This window comes from Polaromonas sp. A23 (assembly GCF_002001015.1).
GTDB lineage: Bacteria > Pseudomonadota > Gammaproteobacteria > Burkholderiales > Burkholderiaceae_C > Polaromonas.
In genome coordinates this window covers 17,851-37,111 of the sequence record NZ_MUNO01000021.1, presented here as the reverse complement: position 1 = coordinate 37,111, position 19,261 = coordinate 17,851, and the positions used below count along the sequence as shown (strand labels likewise).

At 62.8% G+C, this 19,261-nt stretch carries 21 protein-coding genes and 1 pseudogene; 13 read left to right on the top strand and 9 right to left on the bottom strand.

Annotated elements, in window-relative coordinates:
- Window positions 1-1,034: 1,034 nt before the first annotated feature.
- From ptsP to B0B52_RS11300, 5 genes are all read right to left on the bottom strand, one after another.
- Window positions 1,035-2,798 (bottom strand): phosphoenolpyruvate--protein phosphotransferase, encoded by a 1,764-nt coding sequence (ptsP, locus tag B0B52_RS11320; RefSeq protein ID WP_077593748.1) that lies wholly within the window; start codon window positions 2,796-2,798, stop codon window positions 1,035-1,037.
- Between the two features lie 134 nt (window positions 2,799-2,932).
- Window positions 2,933-3,202 carry an HPr family phosphocarrier protein gene (locus B0B52_RS11315; protein ID WP_077593747.1) on the bottom strand — a complete coding sequence of 90 codons (270 nt, stop codon included), beginning with the start codon at window positions 3,200-3,202 and terminating at the stop codon, window positions 2,933-2,935.
- Window positions 3,171-3,614, bottom strand: coding sequence for a PTS sugar transporter subunit IIA (locus B0B52_RS11310; RefSeq protein WP_077593746.1), 444 nt, complete (start codon window positions 3,612-3,614; stop codon window positions 3,171-3,173). Before B0B52_RS11310 ends, B0B52_RS11315 begins: the two co-directional genes overlap by 32 nt.
- Before the next feature lie 2 nt (window positions 3,615-3,616).
- A complete protein-coding gene (locus B0B52_RS11305) occupies window positions 3,617-4,903 on the bottom strand; it encodes an MFS transporter (protein ID WP_077593745.1) in 1,287 nt (428 codons plus the stop codon).
- Window positions 4,900-5,460, bottom strand: a complete 561-nt coding sequence (locus B0B52_RS11300; protein ID WP_077593744.1) for a hypothetical protein — start codon at window positions 5,458-5,460, stop codon at window positions 4,900-4,902. The genes B0B52_RS11305 and B0B52_RS11300 overlap by 4 nt, the downstream gene beginning before the upstream one ends.
- Before the next feature lie 168 nt (window positions 5,461-5,628).
- On the opposite strand from B0B52_RS11300, the gene B0B52_RS11295 reads away from it, so the two are divergent.
- The 7 genes from B0B52_RS11295 to cynS all read left to right on the top strand — a co-directional run bounded on the left by B0B52_RS11295 (window position 5,629) and on the right by cynS (window position 11,755).
- The gene (locus B0B52_RS11295; protein WP_139351902.1) at window positions 5,629-6,834 is read left to right on the top strand and encodes a PAS domain-containing sensor histidine kinase; all 1,206 of its coding nucleotides are present in this window, start codon (window positions 5,629-5,631) and stop codon (window positions 6,832-6,834) included.
- Window positions 6,835-6,844: 10 nt separating this feature from the next.
- Window positions 6,845-7,504, top strand: coding sequence for a response regulator transcription factor (locus tag B0B52_RS11290; RefSeq protein WP_077593753.1), 660 nt, complete (start codon window positions 6,845-6,847; stop codon window positions 7,502-7,504).
- Between the two features lie 159 nt (window positions 7,505-7,663).
- Complete coding sequence (locus tag B0B52_RS11285; protein ID WP_077593743.1) at window positions 7,664-9,067, top strand: CmpA/NrtA family ABC transporter substrate-binding protein; 1,404 nt, start codon at window positions 7,664-7,666, stop codon at window positions 9,065-9,067.
- Window positions 9,068-9,072: 5 nt separating this feature from the next.
- Complete coding sequence (gene ntrB / locus B0B52_RS11280; RefSeq protein WP_077593752.1) at window positions 9,073-9,933, top strand: nitrate ABC transporter permease; 861 nt, start codon at window positions 9,073-9,075, stop codon at window positions 9,931-9,933.
- Window positions 9,923-10,831 carry an ABC transporter ATP-binding protein gene (locus B0B52_RS11275; RefSeq protein ID WP_077593742.1) on the top strand — a complete coding sequence of 303 codons (909 nt, stop codon included), beginning with the start codon at window positions 9,923-9,925 and terminating at the stop codon, window positions 10,829-10,831. The genes ntrB and B0B52_RS11275 overlap by 11 nt, the downstream gene beginning before the upstream one ends.
- Window positions 10,828-11,274: a nuclear transport factor 2 family protein gene (locus B0B52_RS11270; protein WP_077593741.1), complete on the top strand. Its 447-nt coding sequence runs from the start codon at window positions 10,828-10,830 to the stop codon at window positions 11,272-11,274. The genes B0B52_RS11275 and B0B52_RS11270 overlap by 4 nt, the downstream gene beginning before the upstream one ends.
- Window positions 11,275-11,311: 37 nt before the next feature.
- Window positions 11,312-11,755, top strand: coding sequence for a cyanase (gene cynS, locus B0B52_RS11265; RefSeq protein WP_077593740.1), 444 nt, complete (start codon window positions 11,312-11,314; stop codon window positions 11,753-11,755).
- 57 nt (window positions 11,756-11,812) lie between these two features.
- Here cynS and B0B52_RS11260 read toward each other — a convergent pair whose 3' ends face one another.
- Window positions 11,813-12,196, bottom strand: a complete 384-nt coding sequence (locus B0B52_RS11260; protein WP_077593739.1) for a TipAS antibiotic-recognition domain-containing protein — start codon at window positions 12,194-12,196, stop codon at window positions 11,813-11,815.
- Window positions 12,197-12,241: 45 nt separating this feature from the next.
- Here B0B52_RS11260 and B0B52_RS11255 point away from each other — a divergent pair.
- Window positions 12,242-12,396, top strand: a pseudogene (locus B0B52_RS11255) (cyanate hydratase); the annotation flags it as partial.
- Window positions 12,397-12,402: 6 nt separating this feature from the next.
- On the opposite strand, the gene B0B52_RS11250 reads toward B0B52_RS11255, so the two are convergent.
- Window positions 12,403-12,957 (bottom strand): hypothetical protein, encoded by a 555-nt coding sequence (locus B0B52_RS11250; RefSeq protein ID WP_077593738.1) that lies wholly within the window; start codon window positions 12,955-12,957, stop codon window positions 12,403-12,405.
- Between the two features lie 467 nt (window positions 12,958-13,424).
- Here B0B52_RS11250 and B0B52_RS11245 point away from each other — a divergent pair, with 467 nt between their 5' ends.
- Genes B0B52_RS11245 through B0B52_RS11225 form a run of 5 tightly spaced genes read left to right on the top strand, consistent with a single transcriptional unit; the run spans window position 13,425 to window position 16,904 of the window.
- Entirely contained in the window at window positions 13,425-14,672 is a 1,248-nt protein-coding gene (locus tag B0B52_RS11245) for a CaiB/BaiF CoA-transferase family protein (RefSeq protein WP_077593737.1), read from the top strand.
- Window positions 14,672-15,406 carry an alpha/beta fold hydrolase gene (locus tag B0B52_RS11240; protein ID WP_077593736.1) on the top strand — a complete coding sequence of 245 codons (735 nt, stop codon included), beginning with the start codon at window positions 14,672-14,674 and terminating at the stop codon, window positions 15,404-15,406. Before B0B52_RS11245 ends, B0B52_RS11240 begins: the two co-directional genes overlap by 1 nt.
- Window positions 15,403-15,933 (top strand): hypothetical protein, encoded by a 531-nt coding sequence (locus B0B52_RS11235; protein WP_077593735.1) that lies wholly within the window; start codon window positions 15,403-15,405, stop codon window positions 15,931-15,933. Before B0B52_RS11240 ends, B0B52_RS11235 begins: the two co-directional genes overlap by 4 nt.
- Window positions 15,934-15,936: 3 nt before the next feature.
- Window positions 15,937-16,371, top strand: a complete 435-nt coding sequence (locus tag B0B52_RS11230) for a DUF1801 domain-containing protein (protein ID WP_077593734.1) — start codon at window positions 15,937-15,939, stop codon at window positions 16,369-16,371.
- A complete protein-coding gene (locus B0B52_RS11225) occupies window positions 16,368-16,904 on the top strand; it encodes a GrpB family protein (protein ID WP_077593733.1) in 537 nt (178 codons plus the stop codon). Before B0B52_RS11230 ends, B0B52_RS11225 begins: the two co-directional genes overlap by 4 nt.
- Window positions 16,905-17,131: 227 nt before the next feature.
- Here the strand turns inward: B0B52_RS11225 and B0B52_RS11220 are convergent, their stop codons facing one another.
- Window positions 17,132-18,457, bottom strand: coding sequence for a cell wall metabolism sensor histidine kinase WalK (locus B0B52_RS11220; protein WP_077593732.1), 1,326 nt, complete (start codon window positions 18,455-18,457; stop codon window positions 17,132-17,134).
- Window positions 18,454-19,191, bottom strand: coding sequence for a response regulator (locus B0B52_RS11215; RefSeq protein ID WP_077593731.1), 738 nt, complete (start codon window positions 19,189-19,191; stop codon window positions 18,454-18,456). The genes B0B52_RS11220 and B0B52_RS11215 overlap by 4 nt, the downstream gene beginning before the upstream one ends.
- Window positions 19,192-19,261: the final 70 nt, after the last annotated feature.

Below are 19,261 nucleotides of genomic sequence, written 5' to 3'. Positions count from 1 at the left end.
GGGGTGGTGGGGGTTTCAGTGGGGTTGCGGTGTGTTTCGCTTTGTTTCGTCCGGTCGAAGTTAATCCGGCGTCACGCTGCGCACTGCTCTGAAGTTCCGTTCAGGTTGGGCTTGACGTGTCCTGAGCTTGTCGAAGGGTCGAAGCCTGTGCAAGCTTGTGCGGCTGTGGGTCTTCCAACAAGCCGGGGGTTGCCCGGCGGCAACTCACTTTCTTTTTGCGTCGCCAAAAAGAAAGTAAGCAAAGAAAAAGGCGACCCTGCTGTCTGCGTCCCTGCGCTTCGCTCCGGGCAGCCTGCGGTGCTCGGTCCAGCCGGGGCCGGGCTCGAACTCGCTACGCTCAGACAATCGCCCGTCCTGATCCGTCTGGACCTCCGCTCCTCGGCGCATACAGAAGGGTGGGGGATGAAAGCGGGAGCGGATTCGGGTACGCAGCCGGGCTCCGGCGAGGTCGCGCAAAGCGCGTCCTCGCCTCCCCGAATTGGTATTGGTTTTCCGTATCCGTTCCCCCACCCGTCGGGCTGGGCCGAGGAGCGCAGCCGAAAGCGGATCAGGGCGAGCGATTGTCTGAGCCGAAGGCGAGTTCGAGCTCGACCCCGCTTTCGGCGAGCACCGCAGGTTGCCCGTAGCGAAGCGCAGGGACCCAGACCATCGGGTCGCCTTTCTTTTGGGTACTTTTCTTTGGCGAAGCAAAGACAAAGTGCCTCGCCCGCCGGGGCGAGACCCGGCTTGCAGGCGCACCACGAACGTTGGAAGCAAAGACGGCTTCGACAGGCTCAGCCCGAACGGCGTTGGAGGATCGCCTGCATGGATCCCGGATCAAGTCCGGGATGACAGATCAGAGCGACAAGGTCAGAGGAGTTTTGCTATGAATTCAGTAGCTACTCGCACCCGCGCAACAAGGGCAAAAGGCCAAATTCACCCACAAGCCCGCCCCATTTAGACCCAACAACCAAAAATTTTATAAGAAACAGCGCCAAACCCCTTATCCCACGGGCGCCAGCAGCTACAAATTAAATAGCAAAAGAAAGGAGAAACTACAGAAGCGCAGCCGGCTCTTCACTGGCCAGCACTTCCTGCGCCCACCGCTCCAGCTTGCCAGCATCCGCCCGCAACACCTGCTGCTTGACGGCCAGGATCTGCGACGGGTGCATCGAGAAGCTGCGCAGGCCCAAGCCCAGCAGCAGGCGCGTCATGGTCACGTCGCCGGCCATCTCGCCGCAGACGCTGACGCCCTTGCCCTGCGCATTGCATTCAGCAATGGTGTCGGCAATCAGCCGCAGCACCGCCGGATGGCAGGGGTCGTACAGATGCGAAACGGCTTCGTCGGCCCGGTCGATCGCCAGTGTGTACTGAATCAAATCGTTGGTGCCGATGGACAGGAAGTCGAAGTACTTCAGGAACAGCTTGAGCGTCAGCGCAGCCGCGGGGATTTCGATCATCGCGCCCAGCCGTACCGGCCCATAGGCCACGCCCTTGTTGTCGAGTTCGGCGCGGGCATGGTCGAGCAGCGACAGCGTCTGGCGGATCTCGCGACCGTGGGCCAGCATGGGTACCAGCAGGTTGACCCGGCCGTGCGCCGCCGCCCGCAAAATGGCGCGCAACTGCGTCAGAAACATGGGCGGGTCGGCCAGGCTCCAGCGGATCGCGCGCAGGCCCAGCGCCGGGTTCAGCTGCCCTTCCTGCGTCTTGCCGGCCAGCCTGTCCAGCGGTTTGTCGGCGCCGATGTCCACCGTGCGAATGGTCACGGGCAGGCCCTGCATGCCTTCCACCGCCTTGCGGTAGGCCAGGTATTGCTCCTGCTCGTCGGGCAGCTTGCCGGTGCGGCCCATGAACAAAAACTCGCTGCGGAACAGGCCCACGCCCACCGCGCCCACCTCCACCGCACCGGCAGTGTCGTCGGGCATTTCAATGTTGGCCAGCAGCTCAACTTTCTGGCCGTCCAGCGTGATTGCCGCTGTGTGTTTGAGCCGGTTCAGGCGCTGGCGCTCCAGCTCGCCCTGGCGCTGCTTGAAGCCGTATTCGGCCAGGATGATGGGCGAAGGGTCCACGATGAGCACGCCCGCATCGCCGTCGATGATGACCCAGTCGTCCTGCTCAATCAGCTGGCTGGCGCTGCGCGCACCCACCACGGCCGGTATGTCCAGGCTGCGCGCCACGATGGCCGTGTGCGAGGTCTTGCCGCCCACGTCGGTCGCAAAACCGACAAACAGGCTCTTTTTGAACTGCAGCATGTCCGCCGGCGAGATGTCGTGCGCAACCAGCACCAGCGGTACGTCCATGGTGTCGTCCAGCAGCAGGTCCTGCTGGCGCGGCTGGCGGCTGGCAGCGGCCTGCGCGGCCGGCAGCACCGGCGAAGCCACGCCTTTCATGAAACCCAGAATACGTTCGACCACCTGCTCCAGGTCGGCCTTGCGCTCGCGCAGGTACTCGTCTTCCATGTCGTCGAACTGGCGCGCAATGATCTCGTACTGCGTGGTCAGCGCCCACTCGGCGTTGTACAGCCGGTCCTTGATCCAGTGCTTGACGCCGCTGGTCAGCTGTTCGTCCTGCAGCAGCATCAGGTGCACGTCGAGCAGCGCCGACAGCTCATGCGGCGCGTCTTTGGGCAGGTCACGCTGCACGCGGGCAATTTCTTCAGCCACCGCGTCGCGCGCCACGCGCAGCCGCTGGATTTCTTCCGCAGTTTTGGAAGCGTCAATGAAATAGTGCGCCACGTCGGCACGGCTGGACGCCACCAGCACCGCCCGGCCAATGGCAATGCCGCGCGAAACGGCCAGGCCATGAACGCTGAAAGTCACAGCATGGCCCCCACGCTTGTCACTGCGTGTACTACGCTGCCCCCCGAGGGGGCCGCCCCGCCTGCGGCCCGGCAAAGCCGGTTCCGCGGCTCGGACTGGCCTGAAAACCCATTAGTACGCGACCGTGGGGCCATTTATTCACCTTCACCGAATTTATCGGCGATCAAGGCCAGGATCCCGTCCATCGCTGCCTGCTCGTCAGCACCGTCGGTTTCGATATCAACCACGCTGCCAATGCCGGCGGCCAGCATCATCACGCCCATGATGCTTTTGGCGTTGACGCGGCGCTCGCCTTTGGACACCCAGACATCGCAGGCAAAGCTGCCGGCAAGTTTGGTGAGCTTGGCCGAGGCACGTGCGTGCAGCCCGAGCTTATTGCTGATGGTCGTTGTGGTCTTGATCATTTTTTCTGCGAGCTTGATTCTGCGGAGCGGTGATGGCTACCTGCATCACCCCCTGTGTGCCACCCAGCACGGCGCGTGCCACCAGCGAATCCAGCGGTTCGTGGCGGTAAGACACGGTGCGCAGCAGCATGGGCAGGTTGACGCCGGTGATCAGTTTGGAATGCACGCCGTCAACCAGCTTCTGGGCCACATTGCAGGGCGTGGCGCCAAACACGTCGGCCAGCACCAGCGCGTGCGAAGTGCCCATTTGCTGGAACACGATGCGCGCCTGCGCCAGGGTTTCTTCCGGCGGCATGTTGGGCTGCACGTCCAGCGCGGCCACGCTGGCCGGGTTGTCGGGGAACACATGGAGAACACATTGCCTCAAGGCCGAAGCCAATGGTGCGTGGGCGATGATGAGAATGCCGTTCATTGCTATGAATTATCGGCGGTGGCGGGGGCCGGGTCTGCTTTGGCGCCGTGGAAGAAGGCATACGATGCGATACAACAACAAAAAAACACGCCCAGCGCCGCCTGAAAGCTCGCCACGCGGCTCAGCCCCATGGCCAGGAAAGCATCAATCAGCAGGCCGATGCCCCACTGCACGACAAACACACCGGCAAATATCACCAGGTTGTAGGCCGACAGGGCGCGCCCCGCCAGCGCCTGCGGAAACGCCATGCCCACGGCCGGCTGGGCCAGGCCCATCACGCTGGTGCCCATGCAAAACAGCGCCCAGCCGACCCAACCCGTGGCCGGGCCGGCGGCGATATTGAGCGCCAGCACCGTCAGGCTGACCGGCACGCCCCAGGTGATCAGCCGGTTGGCGCTCCAGCCGTGCTGCGACAACCATGGGTTGACCAGGCCCCAGGCCCAGAAAGTCAGCAACATGGCGGCATTGATCCAGAACAAGCCGGTGGCCGCTTCCAGCGGCGTGTAGCCCCCCACCCGGATCATCCAAGGGCCGGCCCACAAAGTCTGGATGGCCAGGAGGCCGCCATAGTTGAAAAAAGCCAGCGGCGCCATTTTCTGGAAATAGCGGCTGCGCCAAACCTGGCTGTAGCTGGCTTGTTGAGCTGGCGTAACAGCAGCAGGGGCCGAGCCATGCCACGAGGGGACCACCCAGGCAATCGCCAGCATCGACAACAAAATCAACCCCGCCAGAATCCAGAACAGCGGGCGCCAGCCGGTTAGCGGCATCAACCACTGCACCGGCAGCGTAGAGGCCAGCATGCCCAGCGAGCCGGTCATCAGCATCCATGAATTGGCGCGCAGCAAGGTACCTGCGTCAAACCAGCGGCGGTAGCCGGTGAGGGGCGCCATCAGGCAGGCGCTGACACCCATGCCCAGCATCACCCGCGAAAGCAACATCCAGGTAAAACTGGTGGCCGCCGAAAAAGCCAGGCAGGCCAGCACCGCCAGGCTCAGAAAACAAAGGATGACGCGCTTGGGGCCATGCCGGTCCAGCCAGGTGCCCAGCGGCAACTGCGTGGCTGCAAAACCCAGAAAGTAGCCGCCGGCCAGCAGCCCCAGGTCACGCGCATGCAGCGAGAACTCCTGCGTCAGCACCGGCGCCAGGGTGGCGGTGATGGCGCGTACCAGCGTGGAGCAGAAATAAGCTGCGGCAAAGGCGAGAAACACCACAATCGCGGCCTTCCGGGGGAGCAGCCCCGAGGCATCTGCGGTGGTCGAGAGCGGCGCCGCGCGCTGAACCCTGCTCATGGACGGGCACTCCCGGCGTCCAGCTTGAGGCTGGAGAAAAAGGTTTCCCTCACTTCAGGCGAAATTTTGTCGGCATAAATCACCGCCTGAAACACCTGCGCACCGTGCGCAAAATACGCCGCCTGGCTTTGCACCGCGCTGCCGTCAGCACGCCGGCCTTCGGCGCGTACCACCACAGCGGGTGGTTGCACCGATGCGCCAGGCACCTTCAGCGGCGTTGTTTCACCGGCCCCAGTGGCCTTCATGTTGGCCAGCGTTGCCGCCTGCCAGCCGCTCAACACCACAGCCACCTGGCTGGCGTCTTTCACCGTGGCGGTTGCGATGGCAAAGGTGGCGCCGCTGGTTTCGCAGCCCAGCATGGCCAGTTCTGTCGGTTGTCCGCCCATCGGCACGCTGCGTGTTGCCTTGTCGGGTTTGCACGGCAACAGCAACGACAGGGCCGTGTTGTCCGGCCTGACCTCGCGCCAGTTAAAGGTCGGGTTGCAGGCCGCCAGAAACAGGCAAGCCGCGGTGAGGCAAGAGGTCAGAAAAATGCGGAAAGTGGAAGCCGGCGCCATGGTTGTGTAGGGAGGGGAGCCTCTGACTTTACAGGCATTCGAAAAATGAGCCTGTTTTGGGGCAAACGGGCCGGTCGACCCAGCATTGCACCGTTTTGGCGCGCAAATCGGGCTCGGCCCGGCCCGCAGGCGCACCAAGCTGGGCACGATGTTTGCTGCATGCCCGGCATGCATGCAGAAACTGCCTCGCCCACCGCCGCCGTGCACCTGCCCGGCGCAGACCAGCCGGTCTGGCGCGACAAGCTGTCGCAGCTGCTGGAGTCCACAGGCGAAGGCATTTTTGGCATCGACATGGACGGCCGCTGCACCTTCATCAACCGCGCCGGCGCCGAGCAGTTGGGCTATGCGCCGGCCGACGTGCTGGGCCACAACATGCATGAGCTGGCGCACCACAGCCATGCCGATGGTGGCCATTACCCCGAACACCTGTGCCCCATCTTCAACGCCTTCCGCAAGGCCCTGCCCTGCCGCATAGACACCGAGCTGTTCTGGCGCAAGAACGGCAGCGCCTTTCCGGTTGAGTATTCGTCATACCCCATCGTCGATGGCGGCGTGGTGCAGGGCGCGGTGGTCACCTTCGTCGACATCTCGGCGCGCCGCCAGGCTGAAGACGCCTTGCGCCAGGCGCATGCCGTGCTGGAACAACGCGTCAGCGAACGCACACAGGCGCTGTCTGAAGCGCTGCAGCAGCTGCGCGAACTCTCGGCCTACACCCACACCGTGCGCGAGGAAGAGCGCACCCGCATCGCGCGCGAGGTGCATGACGAACTCGGCAGCCTGCTGGTGGCGCTGAAGATGGACGTGGGCTGGCTGGACAAGCGCCTGGGCGAGCAGCCGCAGCGCTCCAGCGACGAGGCCCAGGCCATGCGCGACACCATGCGCAGCAAATGCCAGAACATGAGCCGGCTGATTGAAGCCGCGGTGGACAACGTGGGCCGCATCATCACCGACCTGCGGCCCAGCATCCTGGACCATCAGGGCCTGTGGGCCGCGCTGGACTGGCAGGCGCACGAGTTTGTGCAATCGGCCGAGCTGGCGCTCGACTGGCAGATGGAGATAGCCGAAGCCGCGCCATTGCCCGAAACCTCGGCCATTGCCGTCTTTCGCATCTTCCAGGAAATGCTCAGCAACGTGGGCCGCCATGCGCGCGCCAGCCAGGTGGCCATCACCATACGCGCCACGGCAGAAGAAATAAGCATCAGCGTGCAGGACAACGGTTGTGGCGCCGAACCGCGCGCTTTTGAAGCGGCCAATGCCTACGGTGTGATGGGCATGCGCGAACGTGCGCGGCATTTGGGCGGCACGCTGGAAATTACAAGCCAAATCGGCCATGGGTCCACGTTCCATCTGCGCATACAGCTACAAAAATCATAGCATCGAGATCATGACCACTCTCAACATCCTGATCGGCGACGACCACCGCATTGTTCGCGAAGGGCTCAAGCAGGTGCTGGCCGACGCGCCCGAGATTGCGGTGGTGGCCGAAGCAGAAACCGGCCCCGAGGTGTTGCAGCGCGTCGAGGCGCTGGGCGGCCACGAAGGCCTGAGCGCGGTGCTGCTCGACATTGCCCTGCCTGACCGCGACGGCATGGACGTGCTGCAGGAGCTCAAGAAAAACTGGCCGCGCCTGCCGGTGTTGATGCTCAGCACCTACCCCGAAAAGCAGTACGCCGTGCGCTGCATCAAGCTGGGCGCCGCCGGCTACCTGAACAAAAGCGCCAACCCTGACGACATGATTGCTGCGGTGCGCAAGGTGGCCAGCGGCGGACTGTATGTGTCTGCCGTCGCCGCCGAGGCGCTGGCCAGCGCCGTGGGCAGTACTGGCGTGCGCAGCGGTGCCGAAGCGCTCTCGCACCGGGAGCACCAGGTGTTTCGCCTGCTGACGGCCGGCAAGTCTGTGGGCGAAATTGGTGCACAGCTCGGCCTGGCGTCCAACACCGTCAGCACTTACCGCCTGCGCATCCTCGAAAAAACCGGCACCAAGAACGACGTGGAACTGGCGCTGTATGCCGAGCGCCACAGCAAAACGCCTTCAGGCTCGTAAAAACCCGCATAAACCCTGAGCGCTTGCTGCTCGCGTGTAGTGCTCGCCCTACAAGCCGTCATTCAGGCCACTCCTAAATAAGGCAAAAGCCCATTCTGCAGGGCGGAGTGGCGCGTCGCTTGCATGGATGGCCGCATCTTCAACTGAAAGGTGCACGCCATGTCCGACCGTTTCTCCCCCTACGACGCCGACCGGCCCCTGATGCTCAAGTGCAGCTGCGGCGGTGACCACGCCCCGGCCGACCACCACCCGGAGATGAACGCGGATGGCGCCGCTGCAGAGCTGCGTAGCCGCAGCCTGACCAGCGAGTTCGAGGCCTACTCGAATGAATTCATTGAAGCCACGCTGGTCAAGGCACTATTTCCTCAGGATGAAGTGCGCCGCCGCTTTCTGCGCGCCGTCGGCAAAGGCACGGCCATGGCCGCGATTGCCAGTGTGCTGCCCGTCGGCACCATGCAGGCCATGGCGCAGGACAAGGGCAAGCTGGAAAAAACCAATCTGAAGATCGGCTTCATTCCCATCACCTGCGCCACACCGCTGATCATGGCGCACCCGCTGGGCTTCTACAGCAAGCAGGGCCTGAATGTTGAAGTCGTCAAGACCGCCGGCTGGGCGCTGATACGCGACAAGATGATCAACAAGGAATACGACGCCACGCATTTCCTGAGCCCCATGCCGCTGGCCATCTCGATGGGGGTGGGTTCCAACCCAGTGCCCATGAATGTGGCCACCATCCAGAACACCAACGGCCAAGCCATCACGCTGGCAAACAAGCACAAGGACAAGCGCGACCCCAAGATGTGGAAGGGCTTCAAGTTTGCCGTGCCCTTCGAGTTCAGCATGCACAACTTTCTGCTGCGCTACTACGTGGCCGAAGCCGGCCTGAACCCCGACACCGACATCCAGATCCGCGTGGTGCCGCCGCCCGAGATGGTGGCCAACCTGCGCGCCGGCAACATCGACGGCTACCTTGGCCCCGATCCGTTTAACCAGCGCGCGGTGTACGAAGAAATCGGCTTTTTGCACCTACTGACCAAAGAGCTGTGGAACGGCCACCCCTGCTGCGCCTTCGGCACTTCCACCGAGTTCATCCAGAAGAACCCGAATACCTTTGCTGCGCTGTATCGTTCGGTGCTCACAGCCGCCGCCATGGCACGCGACCCGAAAAACCGCGAACTCATTGCCAAGGTGATTGCACCGCAGGCCTACCTGAACCAGCCCGAAACCGTGCTGACGCAGGTGCTGACCGGCCGTTTTGCCGACGGCCTGGGCAATATCAAGACGGTGCCCGACCGCGCCGACTTCGACCCGATCCCCTGGCAATCGATGGCGGTGTGGATGCTGACGCAGATGAAACGCTGGGGCTATGTAAAGGGCGACATCAACTACAAGCAGATCGCCGAAAAAGTCTTCCTGCTGACCGACGCCAAGAAACGCATGGCCGATCTGGGACAGAAGGCACCCGACGGCGCATACCCCAAGTTCACCATCATGGGCAAGGTGTTTGATGCGGCCAAGCCAGATGAATACCTGAAAAGCTTCACGATCAACAAGATGGCCTAGTGGACATGTTCAAGTCGCTGAACTTCAAAGCCACGCTGGTCTCGGTGTTGCTGCTGCTGGTTTTTCTGGCAGCGTGGCAACTCGCCACCCTGCCGGCCACCGGCGGCGCAGCCGGGCCCGCCGTTTCAGCCGAGCAGGCCGAGTACCTGAAGATGCTGGGCAAAGACCCGGGCACCGCCAAAACCGGCGGCTTCCCAACACCGCTGCAGATGGGGCAAACCGCCTGGCGGCATCTGGCCGATCCGTTTTATGACAACGGGCCGAACGACAAGGGCATCGCCATCCAGCTCGGCTTTTCGCTGGCGCGTGTGGGGCTGGGGTTTCTGCTGGCCTGCCTGGTGGCGATTCCGCTGGGTTTTGTGATCGGCATGTCGCCGCTGCTGTGCCGCGCGCTCGACCCTTTCATCCAGGTGCTCAAACCCATCTCGCCATTGGCGTGGATGCCGCTGGCGCTTTACACCATCAAGGACTCATCGACCTCGGGCATCTTCGTGATTTTCATCTGCTCGGTCTGGCCCATGCTGATCAACACCGCCTTTGGTGTATCGGCCGTCAAGCGTGAATGGCTCAACGTCGCCAAGACGCTGGAAGTCAAACCGCTGCGCAAAGCCTTTCTCGTCATTCTGCCGGCCGCCGCGCCGACCATCCTGACCGGCATGCGCATCTCCATGGGCATTGCCTGGCTGGTGATTGTGGCCGCCGAGATGCTGGTAGGCGGCACCGGCATTGGCTACTTTGTCTGGAACGAATGGAACAACCTCTCGCTGACCAACGTGATTTTTGCCATCGTCGTCATCGGCGTCATGGGCATGCTGCTGGACCTGATGTTTGCGCAGATGCAGAAGTGGGTGACCTATGCTGAATGAGGCCACCCCTTCCAGCACCGCCCCCGGCCGGCCCTTTCTGCAGGTCGAAGGCCTGGCCAAGTCTTACCCCGGCACCACCGAACCGGTGTTCGACGAAGTCAACTTCAGCATTGCGCGCGGCGAGTTTGTCTGCATCATCGGCCACTCGGGCTGCGGCAAAACCACCATTCTCAACGTGCTGGCGGGGCTGGAGACAGCCAGCGCCGGCCACGTCTTCATGGACGGCCGCGAAGTCGCCGGCCCCAGCCTGGAGCGCGGTGTCGTCTTCCAGGGCCACGCGCTCATGCCCTGGCTCAGCGTGCGCAAGAACATCGCCTTTGCCGTGCGTTCCAAGTGGCCGGACTGGGACTCGGAAGAGGTGAACGAGCATGTGCAGAAATACGTGGCGCTGGTCGGCCTGTCGGGCGCCATCGACAAGAAGCCCTCTGCACTGTCAGGCGGCATGAAGCAGCGCGTGGGCATTGCGCGCGCCTTCGCCATCGAACCCAAGATGCTGCTGCTCGACGAGCCCTTCGGCGCACTCGACGCACTCACACGCGGCACCATCCAGGACGAGTTGCTGGCCATCGTGCGCGAAACGCAGCAAACGGTTTTCATGATCACGCACGACGTTGATGAAGCCGTGTTGCTGGCCGACAAGATTTTGCTGATGAGCAACGGCCCGCAGGCCCGCGTGGCCGAAATTGTGCGCAACACCATGCCGCGCGACCGCCAGCGCGCCACAGTACACCACGACCCGCAGTACTACCCGCTGCGCAACCACCTGGTCGACTTTCTGGTGGCGCGCTCCAAAGACCTGTCGCACGGCAAGGCGCCGGCGCACCCACCCACGGTGGAACCCGGACGCGGCGCACTCGCCGACGCACCCGCCTCCGTCACCTTGAAAGCAGTCGCATGAACACACCCTCCCAAGCCCGGCCGCCGCTGCCGCCCTTCACTCTGGAAACGGCCAAAGAAAAAGTGCAGAAGGCCGAAGACGCCTGGAACAGCTGCGACCCCGACCGCGTGGCGCTGGCCTACACCGAAGACTCGGTCTGGCGCAACCGCGCAGATTTCTTCTCGGGCCGGCCCATGATCCGCGAGTTTCTGAAACGCAAGTGGGCGAAAGAGCTGGACTACCGGCTCAAGAAAGAGCTCTGGGCCTTCACCGACAACCGCATTTCGGTCCGCTTCGAATACGAATGGCACGACGACGCCGGCTTCTGGTTCCGCTCCCACGGCAACGAGCAGTGGGAGTTCGACGAACTGGGCCTGATGCGCCGCCGCGAAGCCAGCATCAACGACGTGCCCATCAAAGAGGCCGACCGCAAATTCCACTGGCCACGCCCCGTGGCCGTTTGACCCATCACTTTTCTACTTACAACACGGAGAACAACCCATGAACCGCAACGACATCACCGAAAAAATCATCACCGTCAAAGTGTCCAAGGGCATCACCTGGGAATCAGTCGCAAAGAAGGTCGGCCTGAGCAAGGAATGGACAACCGCCGCCTGCCTGGGCCAGATGACCTTCGACGCCAAGCAGGCCAAAGTCGTCGGCAAAATTTTCGGGCTGACGGCTGAAGAGCAGAAGTGGCTACAGGTTGTGCCCTACAAAGGCTCACTGCCCACCCCCGTGCCAACCGACCCGCTGATCTACCGGTGGTACGAAATCGTCAGCGTCTACGGCACAACGATCAAGGAACTGATCCACGAAGAATTCGGCGACGGCATCATGAGCGCGATCGACTTCTCGATGGACATCGTGCGGCAGCCAGATCCCAAGGGGGATCGGGTGAATGTGGTGTTGTCGGGCAAGTTTTTGCCGTACAAGACTTATTAAGGTTCAGGTTCGAAGCTGTCGATAGGCGCAGCTTCAACCCGGCATTGAGATGCCAGCCTAAAGATGGCTGTGCGCGTAAACTGGCATGGCCTCAGCCAGAAACTCGACCATGTTTGGGGTATATCCGTTGTGAAAGTCCTTCATGGCCTGGTTCTCCTGGTAGAACAAACTCATGCCGATGTATGCCTGTTTGGACGGCGCATAAAACCGGGAGACCACGGCGTAATGCCGGGCCATCACTGCCTGAATTTCAGACGATGAAGGAGAGAGGCGCTGCATCAGAGGCGTCAACTCCTTGTAGAGCGCATCCCAATCGAGATGAACTTGCGCCTTGTCGACATGCGCCCAGTTGGTGGTTTCGGCAAGTGATTGCGCTTGCTCTGTGCTGAGCGCGGCCCTGCATTCCTGCAAGTATTCGGGCGTTAATGTTTGTGTAGTCATAGCGGGTGATTAGACAACTGTCTGGGGTTGTTCTAAACGCCCCACCCACCAATCTATCGCTGGCACGAAATTTTCAGTGTCTACGGCACAACGATCAAGGAATTGATCCACGAAGAGTTCGGCGACGGCATCATGAGTGCGATTGATTTCTCGTGAACATCGTGCGCCAGCCAGACTCAAAGGGCGCCCGAGTGAATTGAATCTACCTATCGCGCGCTTCTGTTGATGTCGGCTGGCGAGCCACTCGAGAAACCAAACGCCTCCCATAAATTCTTCAGCATGGCGACATAGGCATCAAACTCGGGCCTGTAATCACTCGGTGTCTTTCTACTCGGATCCAGCTGGACGCGTTGCCATAAAAAATACTGAGACGCAGGGAACAGGGGGTAAGTGATGCTTATCTTGTTCTCGCCCAGAACAGAAACCAGAATGATGTCATCCTTTGGGGCGCGAGTTGATACATAGCTTATTTTGCCGCCCGATACGCCAGCACGACGAAACTCAACCGCATCCCCTATGTCAGGCAAACTTCCGGTCAAGAGCCTGTCGCCTTCAAACTTGAAGAATATCAACCCCATGGGGGGCATCATCACGAACGCTTCCGTATTCTGGAAGGGGCGTGCACGAAGCATCGACTGCTCCGATGCCTTCACATCAAGCATCCATGTACCAGCCAGAGTCTTACTAGGCTCGCCATCAACGGGGGAGGCATAGGCGTGCATTGCGAGAAATGCGAAGCACAGCAAAAGAAGTTTCTTCATTGTTCACTTCCGGTTGCAGTTTTCGTTCGCTTCGATAGGCCAACGCCCAAAACCGCGCCTAAGGCTGAAATAAGGAGAATCGGTAAACCTAGCATGACCAATAAGGCAACGGCATATGCCGACACTGCCAAGAACCCTTCAACCTTCCAGCCTCCTTGATGTGCCGAAGTACCAAGTAGGTAGATCAAGAAACATAGCATTGGAAGCAATAAGCCTCTTAGGAACCGTCCGGACAGAAACGAAGTTGTGACACTGATGGCGAGTGCGGCCAAAAAGAAGACGATCAGAAGTGGGTTCATTTGGTGGCGCTGTAATCGGGCCACCTAAGCCGGCAGCAACTGCTAGCGAATTCTAGGCCTCCATCGCATTCGGCCCGTCCTCCAATCGGAGGAGGTGTGGCTTTTTGGCGCCACCAGCCACGACCAGCCCGCTGACGCCTGCCTCGCACGCCAAGGCAAAATGCCCCCATGAACTCCCTAGACGGCATCCGCATCCTCGACCTCTCCCGCGTGCTGGCGGGCCCCTGGTGTACACAGACGCTGGCCGACCTGGGCGCCGACGTGATCAAGATCGAACGGCCGGGCACCGGCGACGACACCCGTACCTGGGGCCCGCCCTTCCTGAAAGACGCGCAAGGCGCCGAAACGCAGGAAGCCGCTTACTACCTGGGCACTAACCGCAACAAGCGGTCTCTCACCTGTGACATTGCCAAGCCCGAGGGCCAGGCACTGGTTCGCGAACTGGCTGCGCATTGCGATGTGTTTGTGGAGAACTTCAAGGTTGGCGACATGGCGCGTTATGGGCTGGACTATGCCTCGCTCAAAGCCAGCAACCCGCGGCTGGTGTATTGCTCGGTCACCGGCTTCGGCCAAACCGGGCCTTATGCCGAACGCGCCGGTTATGACTACGCCATTCAGGGCATGGGCGGGCTGATGAGTGTGACGGGCGAGCGGGACGACCTGGGCGGTGGGCCGCAGAAGGTGGGTGTGGCGGTGTCTGATTTGATGACCGGCATGTACGCGACTGTTGCGATTCTTGCTGCACTGCGCCATGCCGAGAAAACCGGTGTGGGCCAGCAGGTCGACATGGCGCTGCTGGACACGCAGGTGGCCATGCTGGCCAACCTGGGCGCCAACTACCTGGTGAGCGGCAGCGTGCCGGGGCGTGCGGGCAATGCGCACCAGAACATCGTGCCCTACCAAGTGTTTGAAGTGGCGCCGGCTGCCGATGGCACTAAGGACCACATCATCGTGGCGGTGGGCAATGACTCGCAGTATGTGAAGTTCTGCAAGGCAGCGAACATTCCCGAGCTGGGCACTAACCCGCTGTTTGCCAAAAACCGCGACCGGGTGCGCAACCGCGCGCAGCTGGTGCCCATTCTTGAAACCGTGATGAAAACGCGCACCAAGGCCGACTGGCTGGCCGCGCTGGAGGCGGCCAAGGTGCCGTGCGGCGCCATCAACAACCTGGCGGAAGTGTTTGCTGACCCGCAGGTGGAACAGCGTGGCATGGTCACCCGGTGGCAGCACCCGGTAAAAAATGACTTGCGGCTGGTGTCGAGCCCGATCAAACTCAGTGCAACGCCAGTGCGAACACCGGGCCACGGCGGGCTGCCGCCGCCGCTGCTGGGCCAGCACACCGAAGAAGTTTTGCGCAGCGTGTTGAACTACTCCGACGCGCAGCTGTCTGACCTGAAACGCAAAGAGGTAATTTGATGACCCACAACTTCGTTCTCGTGCATGGGGCCTGGCATGGCGCATGGTGCTGGCGGCGTGTGGCGCAGGCCTTGCAACTTGACCACCACAAGGTTTACGCCGTCACGCTGACCGGCCTGGCCGAACGCGCACACCTGCTTTCGCCCGCCATCACGCTCGACACGCACATTGACGACGTGATCAGCACCATTGAGGTGGAAGAACTGCACGATGTGATTCTGGCCGTGCACTCTTACGCCGGCATGATTGGCACCGCGGTGGCTGACCGGCTGGGCAAGCGGCTGAAACACCTGGTGTATGTGGATGCGGTGGTGCCCAAGCCCGGCGAGAGCTGGAGCAGCACCCAATCAGCCGCCGTGCAGCAGCAACGCCTGTCGGCCGCCCAGGCCTCAACGCGCTTCAGCTTCCCGCCGCCAGACCCGGAGGTGTTCGGCCTGAAAGGTGAAGACCACGAATGGGTGAAGCGCCGACAAACGCCGCACCCGGGCAACACTTACCAGGCGCCGCTGGACTTTGACATTCAGCGCGTGGCCGCGGTGCCGCGCACTTTCGTCAATTGCACGCAGCCGGCGCTGGCCACCATTGAGCCGAGCCGCCTGCGCGTGAAAGACGCGAAGTTCTGGGACGGTGCCTGGCTGCCCAACTCGAAAGTGGTGGAGATTAAAACCGGCCACGACCCGATGATCAGCGAGCCCGCTGCGTTGACAAAAATCCTGCTCGATTGCGCCTCATGAACCAGCTGCCGCGGCGCCACTTCACCGCCGCGCTTGTGGGCGGTTTGGTGCTGCCCGGCTTGGCAATCCCCACCTTGGCATTTGCCAAGGACACGGCCTTGCCCGTGCCCGAATCGTTGCCCGCTGCCGCAAAAGTTGCTGCCGCCAAAAAGGAGCCGCTGGTGCTGCTGGTCAGCCTGCCGGGCTGCCCGTATTGCGAGGTGGTGCGCCGCAACTACCTGCTGCCGGCCCGGAACGAAGCCGGCCTGCACGCCTGGCAGCTCAACATCACTGACCGCAGCACGCCGCTGATCGGCTTTGATGGCAAGGCCACCACTGCGGCCGTGCAGATTGCGACATGGAAAGCCGGCTTCACGCCCACGGTGCTGTTTCTGGACAGCCTGGGTCAAGAGGTCGCCGAACGGCTGGTCGGCCTGGCGTCTGTCGATTTTTATGGCGCCTACCTGGACGAGCGGCTGGCGAACGCGCGCAAGGCGCTGGCTGGCAGCCCGGTAGGTTCTTCCACAGGTACTGGCCGGAAGGTATGAGCCATGAGCGCCGCCGCCAAACCCTTTGACGACCCGGCGGTTGAAGCTGTTTTTAACGCCTGCCCGGCCGCCGTCAAAAAGCGGATGCTGGCCTTGCGTGCGATGGTTTTCGAGGTGGCGGCCAGCACGCCCGGTGTGGGCGAGCTCCAGGAAACCTTGAAGTGGGGAGAGCCGGCCTACCTGACGGCGCGCTCGAAGAGCGGCAGCACGATCAGGATGGCGCCGAAGAAGGCCAGCCACACGCAGTACGCGCTGTATTTCAATTGCAATACCCGGCTGGTGGACACCTTCAGAACGCTTTTCCCGACGGAGTTCAGCTACGAAGGGAACCGCAGTATCGTGTTCGACACCGCAAAAGAGGTGCCGGCGCAGGCGCTGAAGTTTTGCATTGCCATGGCGTTGACTTATCACCGCAACAAGGCGGGGGCCAAGATATGAACGATTCTGAATCCCTGAACGAAGCCATCAACGAAGAGGTGAGCCTGCGGGACTATGACGCCAGCTGGCCGGACAAGTTTGTGGCCGAGCGCGACCGCCTGCTGGCGCTGTTTCCGGTGAACATCATCGACATTGAACACATCGGCAGCACGGCCGTGCCGGGCATGCTGGCCAAACCGGTGATTGACATTCTGACGGGTGTGGAGTCGATGACGGTGGCCCGCGCGTTGACCGAGCCGCTGCTGGAAGCGGGTTACTCCACATCGGCCGAGTTCAACGCCAAACTGACCGACCGCCAGTGGTTCATGCGCTGGGCCGACGGCCGGCGTACGCACCATCTGCATGTGGTGGTTCACCGCGGCAAGGAGTGGGCCGAGCGTTTGCGCTTTCGCGATGCGCTGCGCGCCAGCCCCGTGCTGGCGGCGCGCTACGCCGCGTTAAAGGCCGGGCTGGTGCTTCAGCACGCAAACGACCGTGAGGCCTACACCCGCGGCAAGACCGGGTTTGTTCGCTCGGTGCTGGGCCAGGCCTGAGTCACCTGCACCCCCGCCTGTCATCCCGGCCTTGAGCCGGGATCCATGTGGGCGTTCTGCAGGCAGTGATTTGCAGGCATGGATTGCGGATCAAGCCCGCAATGACAATTTCAGGCGCCATCCGCGCCCCTGGCTGCACCTCCCCAGGGCAACCGATGCGTCGCTATTTTGCTCTGCTTTTGATAGCTGCTTGCGCCCGTATTTATTGGGCCAGAGGCACTTTTTGCTCATAAAGACGCAGCCGGCAGGTGCAAATACACTTCCAACCCGCCACCTTCACGGTTTGCCAGCGCCAGCCGGCCGCCCAGGGCTTCGGCCAGCTGCTGCGCAATCGCCAGCCCGAGGCCGGCGCCGCCGGTTTCACGGCTGCGTGAATTCTCCAAGCGGTAAAAGGGCTTGAGCACTGCTTGCAGCTGGTCGGCGGGAATGCCGGGGCCGCGGTCTCGCACGGCGATGCAGACTGCACCGGCTTCGTTGGCAGTGACAGCTATTTCCGCCGCGCCCGCAAACTTGAGGGCGTTGTCGACCAGGTTGCCAATCACGCGGCGCAGGGCTTGCGGCCGGGTTGCCACGGTGAGGCTTGGCATCTCAAGCAGTTGCACGGCCCGCCCGGCGTCGGTGTAGTCGCACACCAGGCTGTCGAGCAGCGCATGCAGGTCGACACGCACCGGCGGCTCGTTGGCGCTGTGGGCGCTGCGCGCGTAGGCAATGCCTTCCTGCACCAGCGCCTGCATGGCGTTGAGGTCGCCCTGCAGCTTGTCGCGCAGGGCCGTGTCGTCCAGCAAGTCAGCGCGCAGCCGCATGCGGGTGATCGGCGTTTGCAGGTCGTGCGACACCGCCGCCAGAATCTGCATGCGCTCGGCCAGGTAAGACGCCACGCGCGCCTGCAATGCATTGAGAGCGCGCGCCGCCTGCACCACCTCGCGCGGGCCTTCTTCGCTGAGTGGCTGCGCTGATGCGGCGGGGCCCAATGCATCGGCGGCGTCGGCCAGCCGCTGCAGCGGCCGGGTGGCCAGGCGCACGGCGTACCAGGTGAGTAAAAGCAGCAGGGCCAGTTGGGCTGCCAGCACCCCCACCACCCAGGGTGAAATTTGCATGCCCGGTTCGTTCAGCTCAATGGCCAGGGGCGTGCCGTCTTTGAGCTGCAAGTGCAGGCGCATCTGCACGCCGGCCTGCCCCGGCTCACTGGCCAGCACCTGGTAGGCCGGCCCCAGCACCTGGGCCACGGCGCCGCTGAGCTGACGAGCGAGGGGCAGTTCGCTGGCCTTGGACGGCAAGGCTACGCCCAGCACAAAGCGGTAATTGCGGCGCTCCAGGCGGGGCAGCCAGGCGGCGCGTTCTTCGGGTGGCACGCGCTCGAGAATGGCGACGGAGCTGGCGGTGTCGCGCGCCAGGTAGTTGGCCATCATGCTTCTGGCCGCGTGGCCGCGCTCCATGAACACCAGCCAGAAGGACAGTGCGTGCGCCGCCACCAGGCCCACCAGGAAGATCAGCGCGAGCCGGCCGAACAGCGAGCGCGGCCAGAGCCGCTGCAGCAGCGACACCGCACTCATGACCCCGGCCCCGGCGAGTTCACCGCTTCGCAGAACACGTAGCCTTCGTTACGCATGGTCTTAAGGTAGCGCGGCTCGCGCGCATCGTCGCCCAGGCGCTGGCGCAAGCGGCTGACCAGCAGGTCGATGGAGCGGTCGAAGATGTCGGCCTCGCGCCCCTGCGTGAGGTTGAGCAATTGGTCGCGTGTGAGCACGCGCTGCGGATGCTCCAGAAACACACGGAGCAGGCGGTACTCGGCGCCGCTCAGTGCCACCTGGGTGCCTGCGGCGTCGGTCAGGTGGCGGCCGGTGGTGTCGAGCTTCCAGTCGCCAAAGGCAATGTGGCGCGCCGGCTCTGCCGCGCGCAGGTTGGGCGGCAACATGCGCGTGCGCCGCAGCACGGCGCGTATGCGCGCCAGCAGCTCGCGTGCGGCAAAGGGTTTGGCAAGGTAGTCGTCGGCGCCCATTTCCAGGCCGAGGATGCGGTCGGCCTCGTCGCCGCGCGCGGTCAGCATGAGGATGGGCACCGGCTGCGCGCTGGCGCGCAGGTCGCGGCACAGGGTCAGGCCGTCGGTGCCGGGCAGCATGAGGTCGAGCACGATCAAATCAGCGCGCTGGCTGGCGAGAAAGGCGCGCATCTGCCGGCCGTCGGCCACTGCGGTGGCCTGCAGGCCTTGCTTGCGCAGGTACTGCGTGAGCAGCTCGCGTATGTCGGCGTCGTCGTCGACGATGAGGATGTGATCGGTGCCGTCCATCCGGCTTTATAGCTGATCCGCCGCGGCCGGCCGCATGTGCCATGTACGCGCATGTATCTGGCGCGCTGCG

Excerpts from the sequence above, each read along its gene's own strand:
- B0B52_RS11315 (WP_077593747.1), bottom strand. The coding sequence starts at position 3,202 with ATGATCAAGACCACAACGACCATCAGCAATAAGCTCGGGCTGCACGCA.
- B0B52_RS11310 (WP_077593746.1), bottom strand. The coding sequence starts at position 3,614 with ATGAACGGCATTCTCATCATCGCCCACGCACCATTGGCTTCGGCCTTG.
- B0B52_RS11305 (WP_077593745.1), bottom strand. The coding sequence starts at position 4,903 with ATGAGCAGGGTTCAGCGCGCGGCGCCGCTCTCGACCACCGCAGATGCC.
- B0B52_RS11300 (WP_077593744.1), bottom strand. The coding sequence starts at position 5,460 with ATGGCGCCGGCTTCCACTTTCCGCATTTTTCTGACCTCTTGCCTCACC.
- B0B52_RS11295 (WP_139351902.1), top strand. The coding sequence starts at position 5,629 with ATGCATGCAGAAACTGCCTCGCCCACCGCCGCCGTGCACCTGCCCGGC.
- B0B52_RS11290 (WP_077593753.1), top strand. The coding sequence starts at position 6,845 with ATGACCACTCTCAACATCCTGATCGGCGACGACCACCGCATTGTTCGC.
- B0B52_RS11285 (WP_077593743.1), top strand. The coding sequence starts at position 7,664 with ATGTCCGACCGTTTCTCCCCCTACGACGCCGACCGGCCCCTGATGCTC.
- ntrB (WP_077593752.1), top strand. The coding sequence starts at position 9,073 with ATGTTCAAGTCGCTGAACTTCAAAGCCACGCTGGTCTCGGTGTTGCTG.
- B0B52_RS11275 (WP_077593742.1), top strand. The coding sequence starts at position 9,923 with ATGCTGAATGAGGCCACCCCTTCCAGCACCGCCCCCGGCCGGCCCTTT.
- B0B52_RS11270 (WP_077593741.1), top strand. The coding sequence starts at position 10,828 with ATGAACACACCCTCCCAAGCCCGGCCGCCGCTGCCGCCCTTCACTCTG.
- cynS (WP_077593740.1), top strand. The coding sequence starts at position 11,312 with ATGAACCGCAACGACATCACCGAAAAAATCATCACCGTCAAAGTGTCC.
- B0B52_RS11260 (WP_077593739.1), bottom strand. The coding sequence starts at position 12,196 with ATGACTACACAAACATTAACGCCCGAATACTTGCAGGAATGCAGGGCC.
- B0B52_RS11250 (WP_077593738.1), bottom strand. The coding sequence starts at position 12,957 with ATGAAGAAACTTCTTTTGCTGTGCTTCGCATTTCTCGCAATGCACGCC.
- B0B52_RS11245 (WP_077593737.1), top strand. The coding sequence starts at position 13,425 with ATGAACTCCCTAGACGGCATCCGCATCCTCGACCTCTCCCGCGTGCTG.
- B0B52_RS11240 (WP_077593736.1), top strand. The coding sequence starts at position 14,672 with ATGACCCACAACTTCGTTCTCGTGCATGGGGCCTGGCATGGCGCATGG.
- B0B52_RS11235 (WP_077593735.1), top strand. The coding sequence starts at position 15,403 with ATGAACCAGCTGCCGCGGCGCCACTTCACCGCCGCGCTTGTGGGCGGT.
- B0B52_RS11230 (WP_077593734.1), top strand. The coding sequence starts at position 15,937 with ATGAGCGCCGCCGCCAAACCCTTTGACGACCCGGCGGTTGAAGCTGTT.
- B0B52_RS11225 (WP_077593733.1), top strand. The coding sequence starts at position 16,368 with ATGAACGATTCTGAATCCCTGAACGAAGCCATCAACGAAGAGGTGAGC.
- B0B52_RS11220 (WP_077593732.1), bottom strand. The coding sequence starts at position 18,457 with ATGAGTGCGGTGTCGCTGCTGCAGCGGCTCTGGCCGCGCTCGCTGTTC.
- B0B52_RS11215 (WP_077593731.1), bottom strand. The coding sequence starts at position 19,191 with ATGGACGGCACCGATCACATCCTCATCGTCGACGACGACGCCGACATA.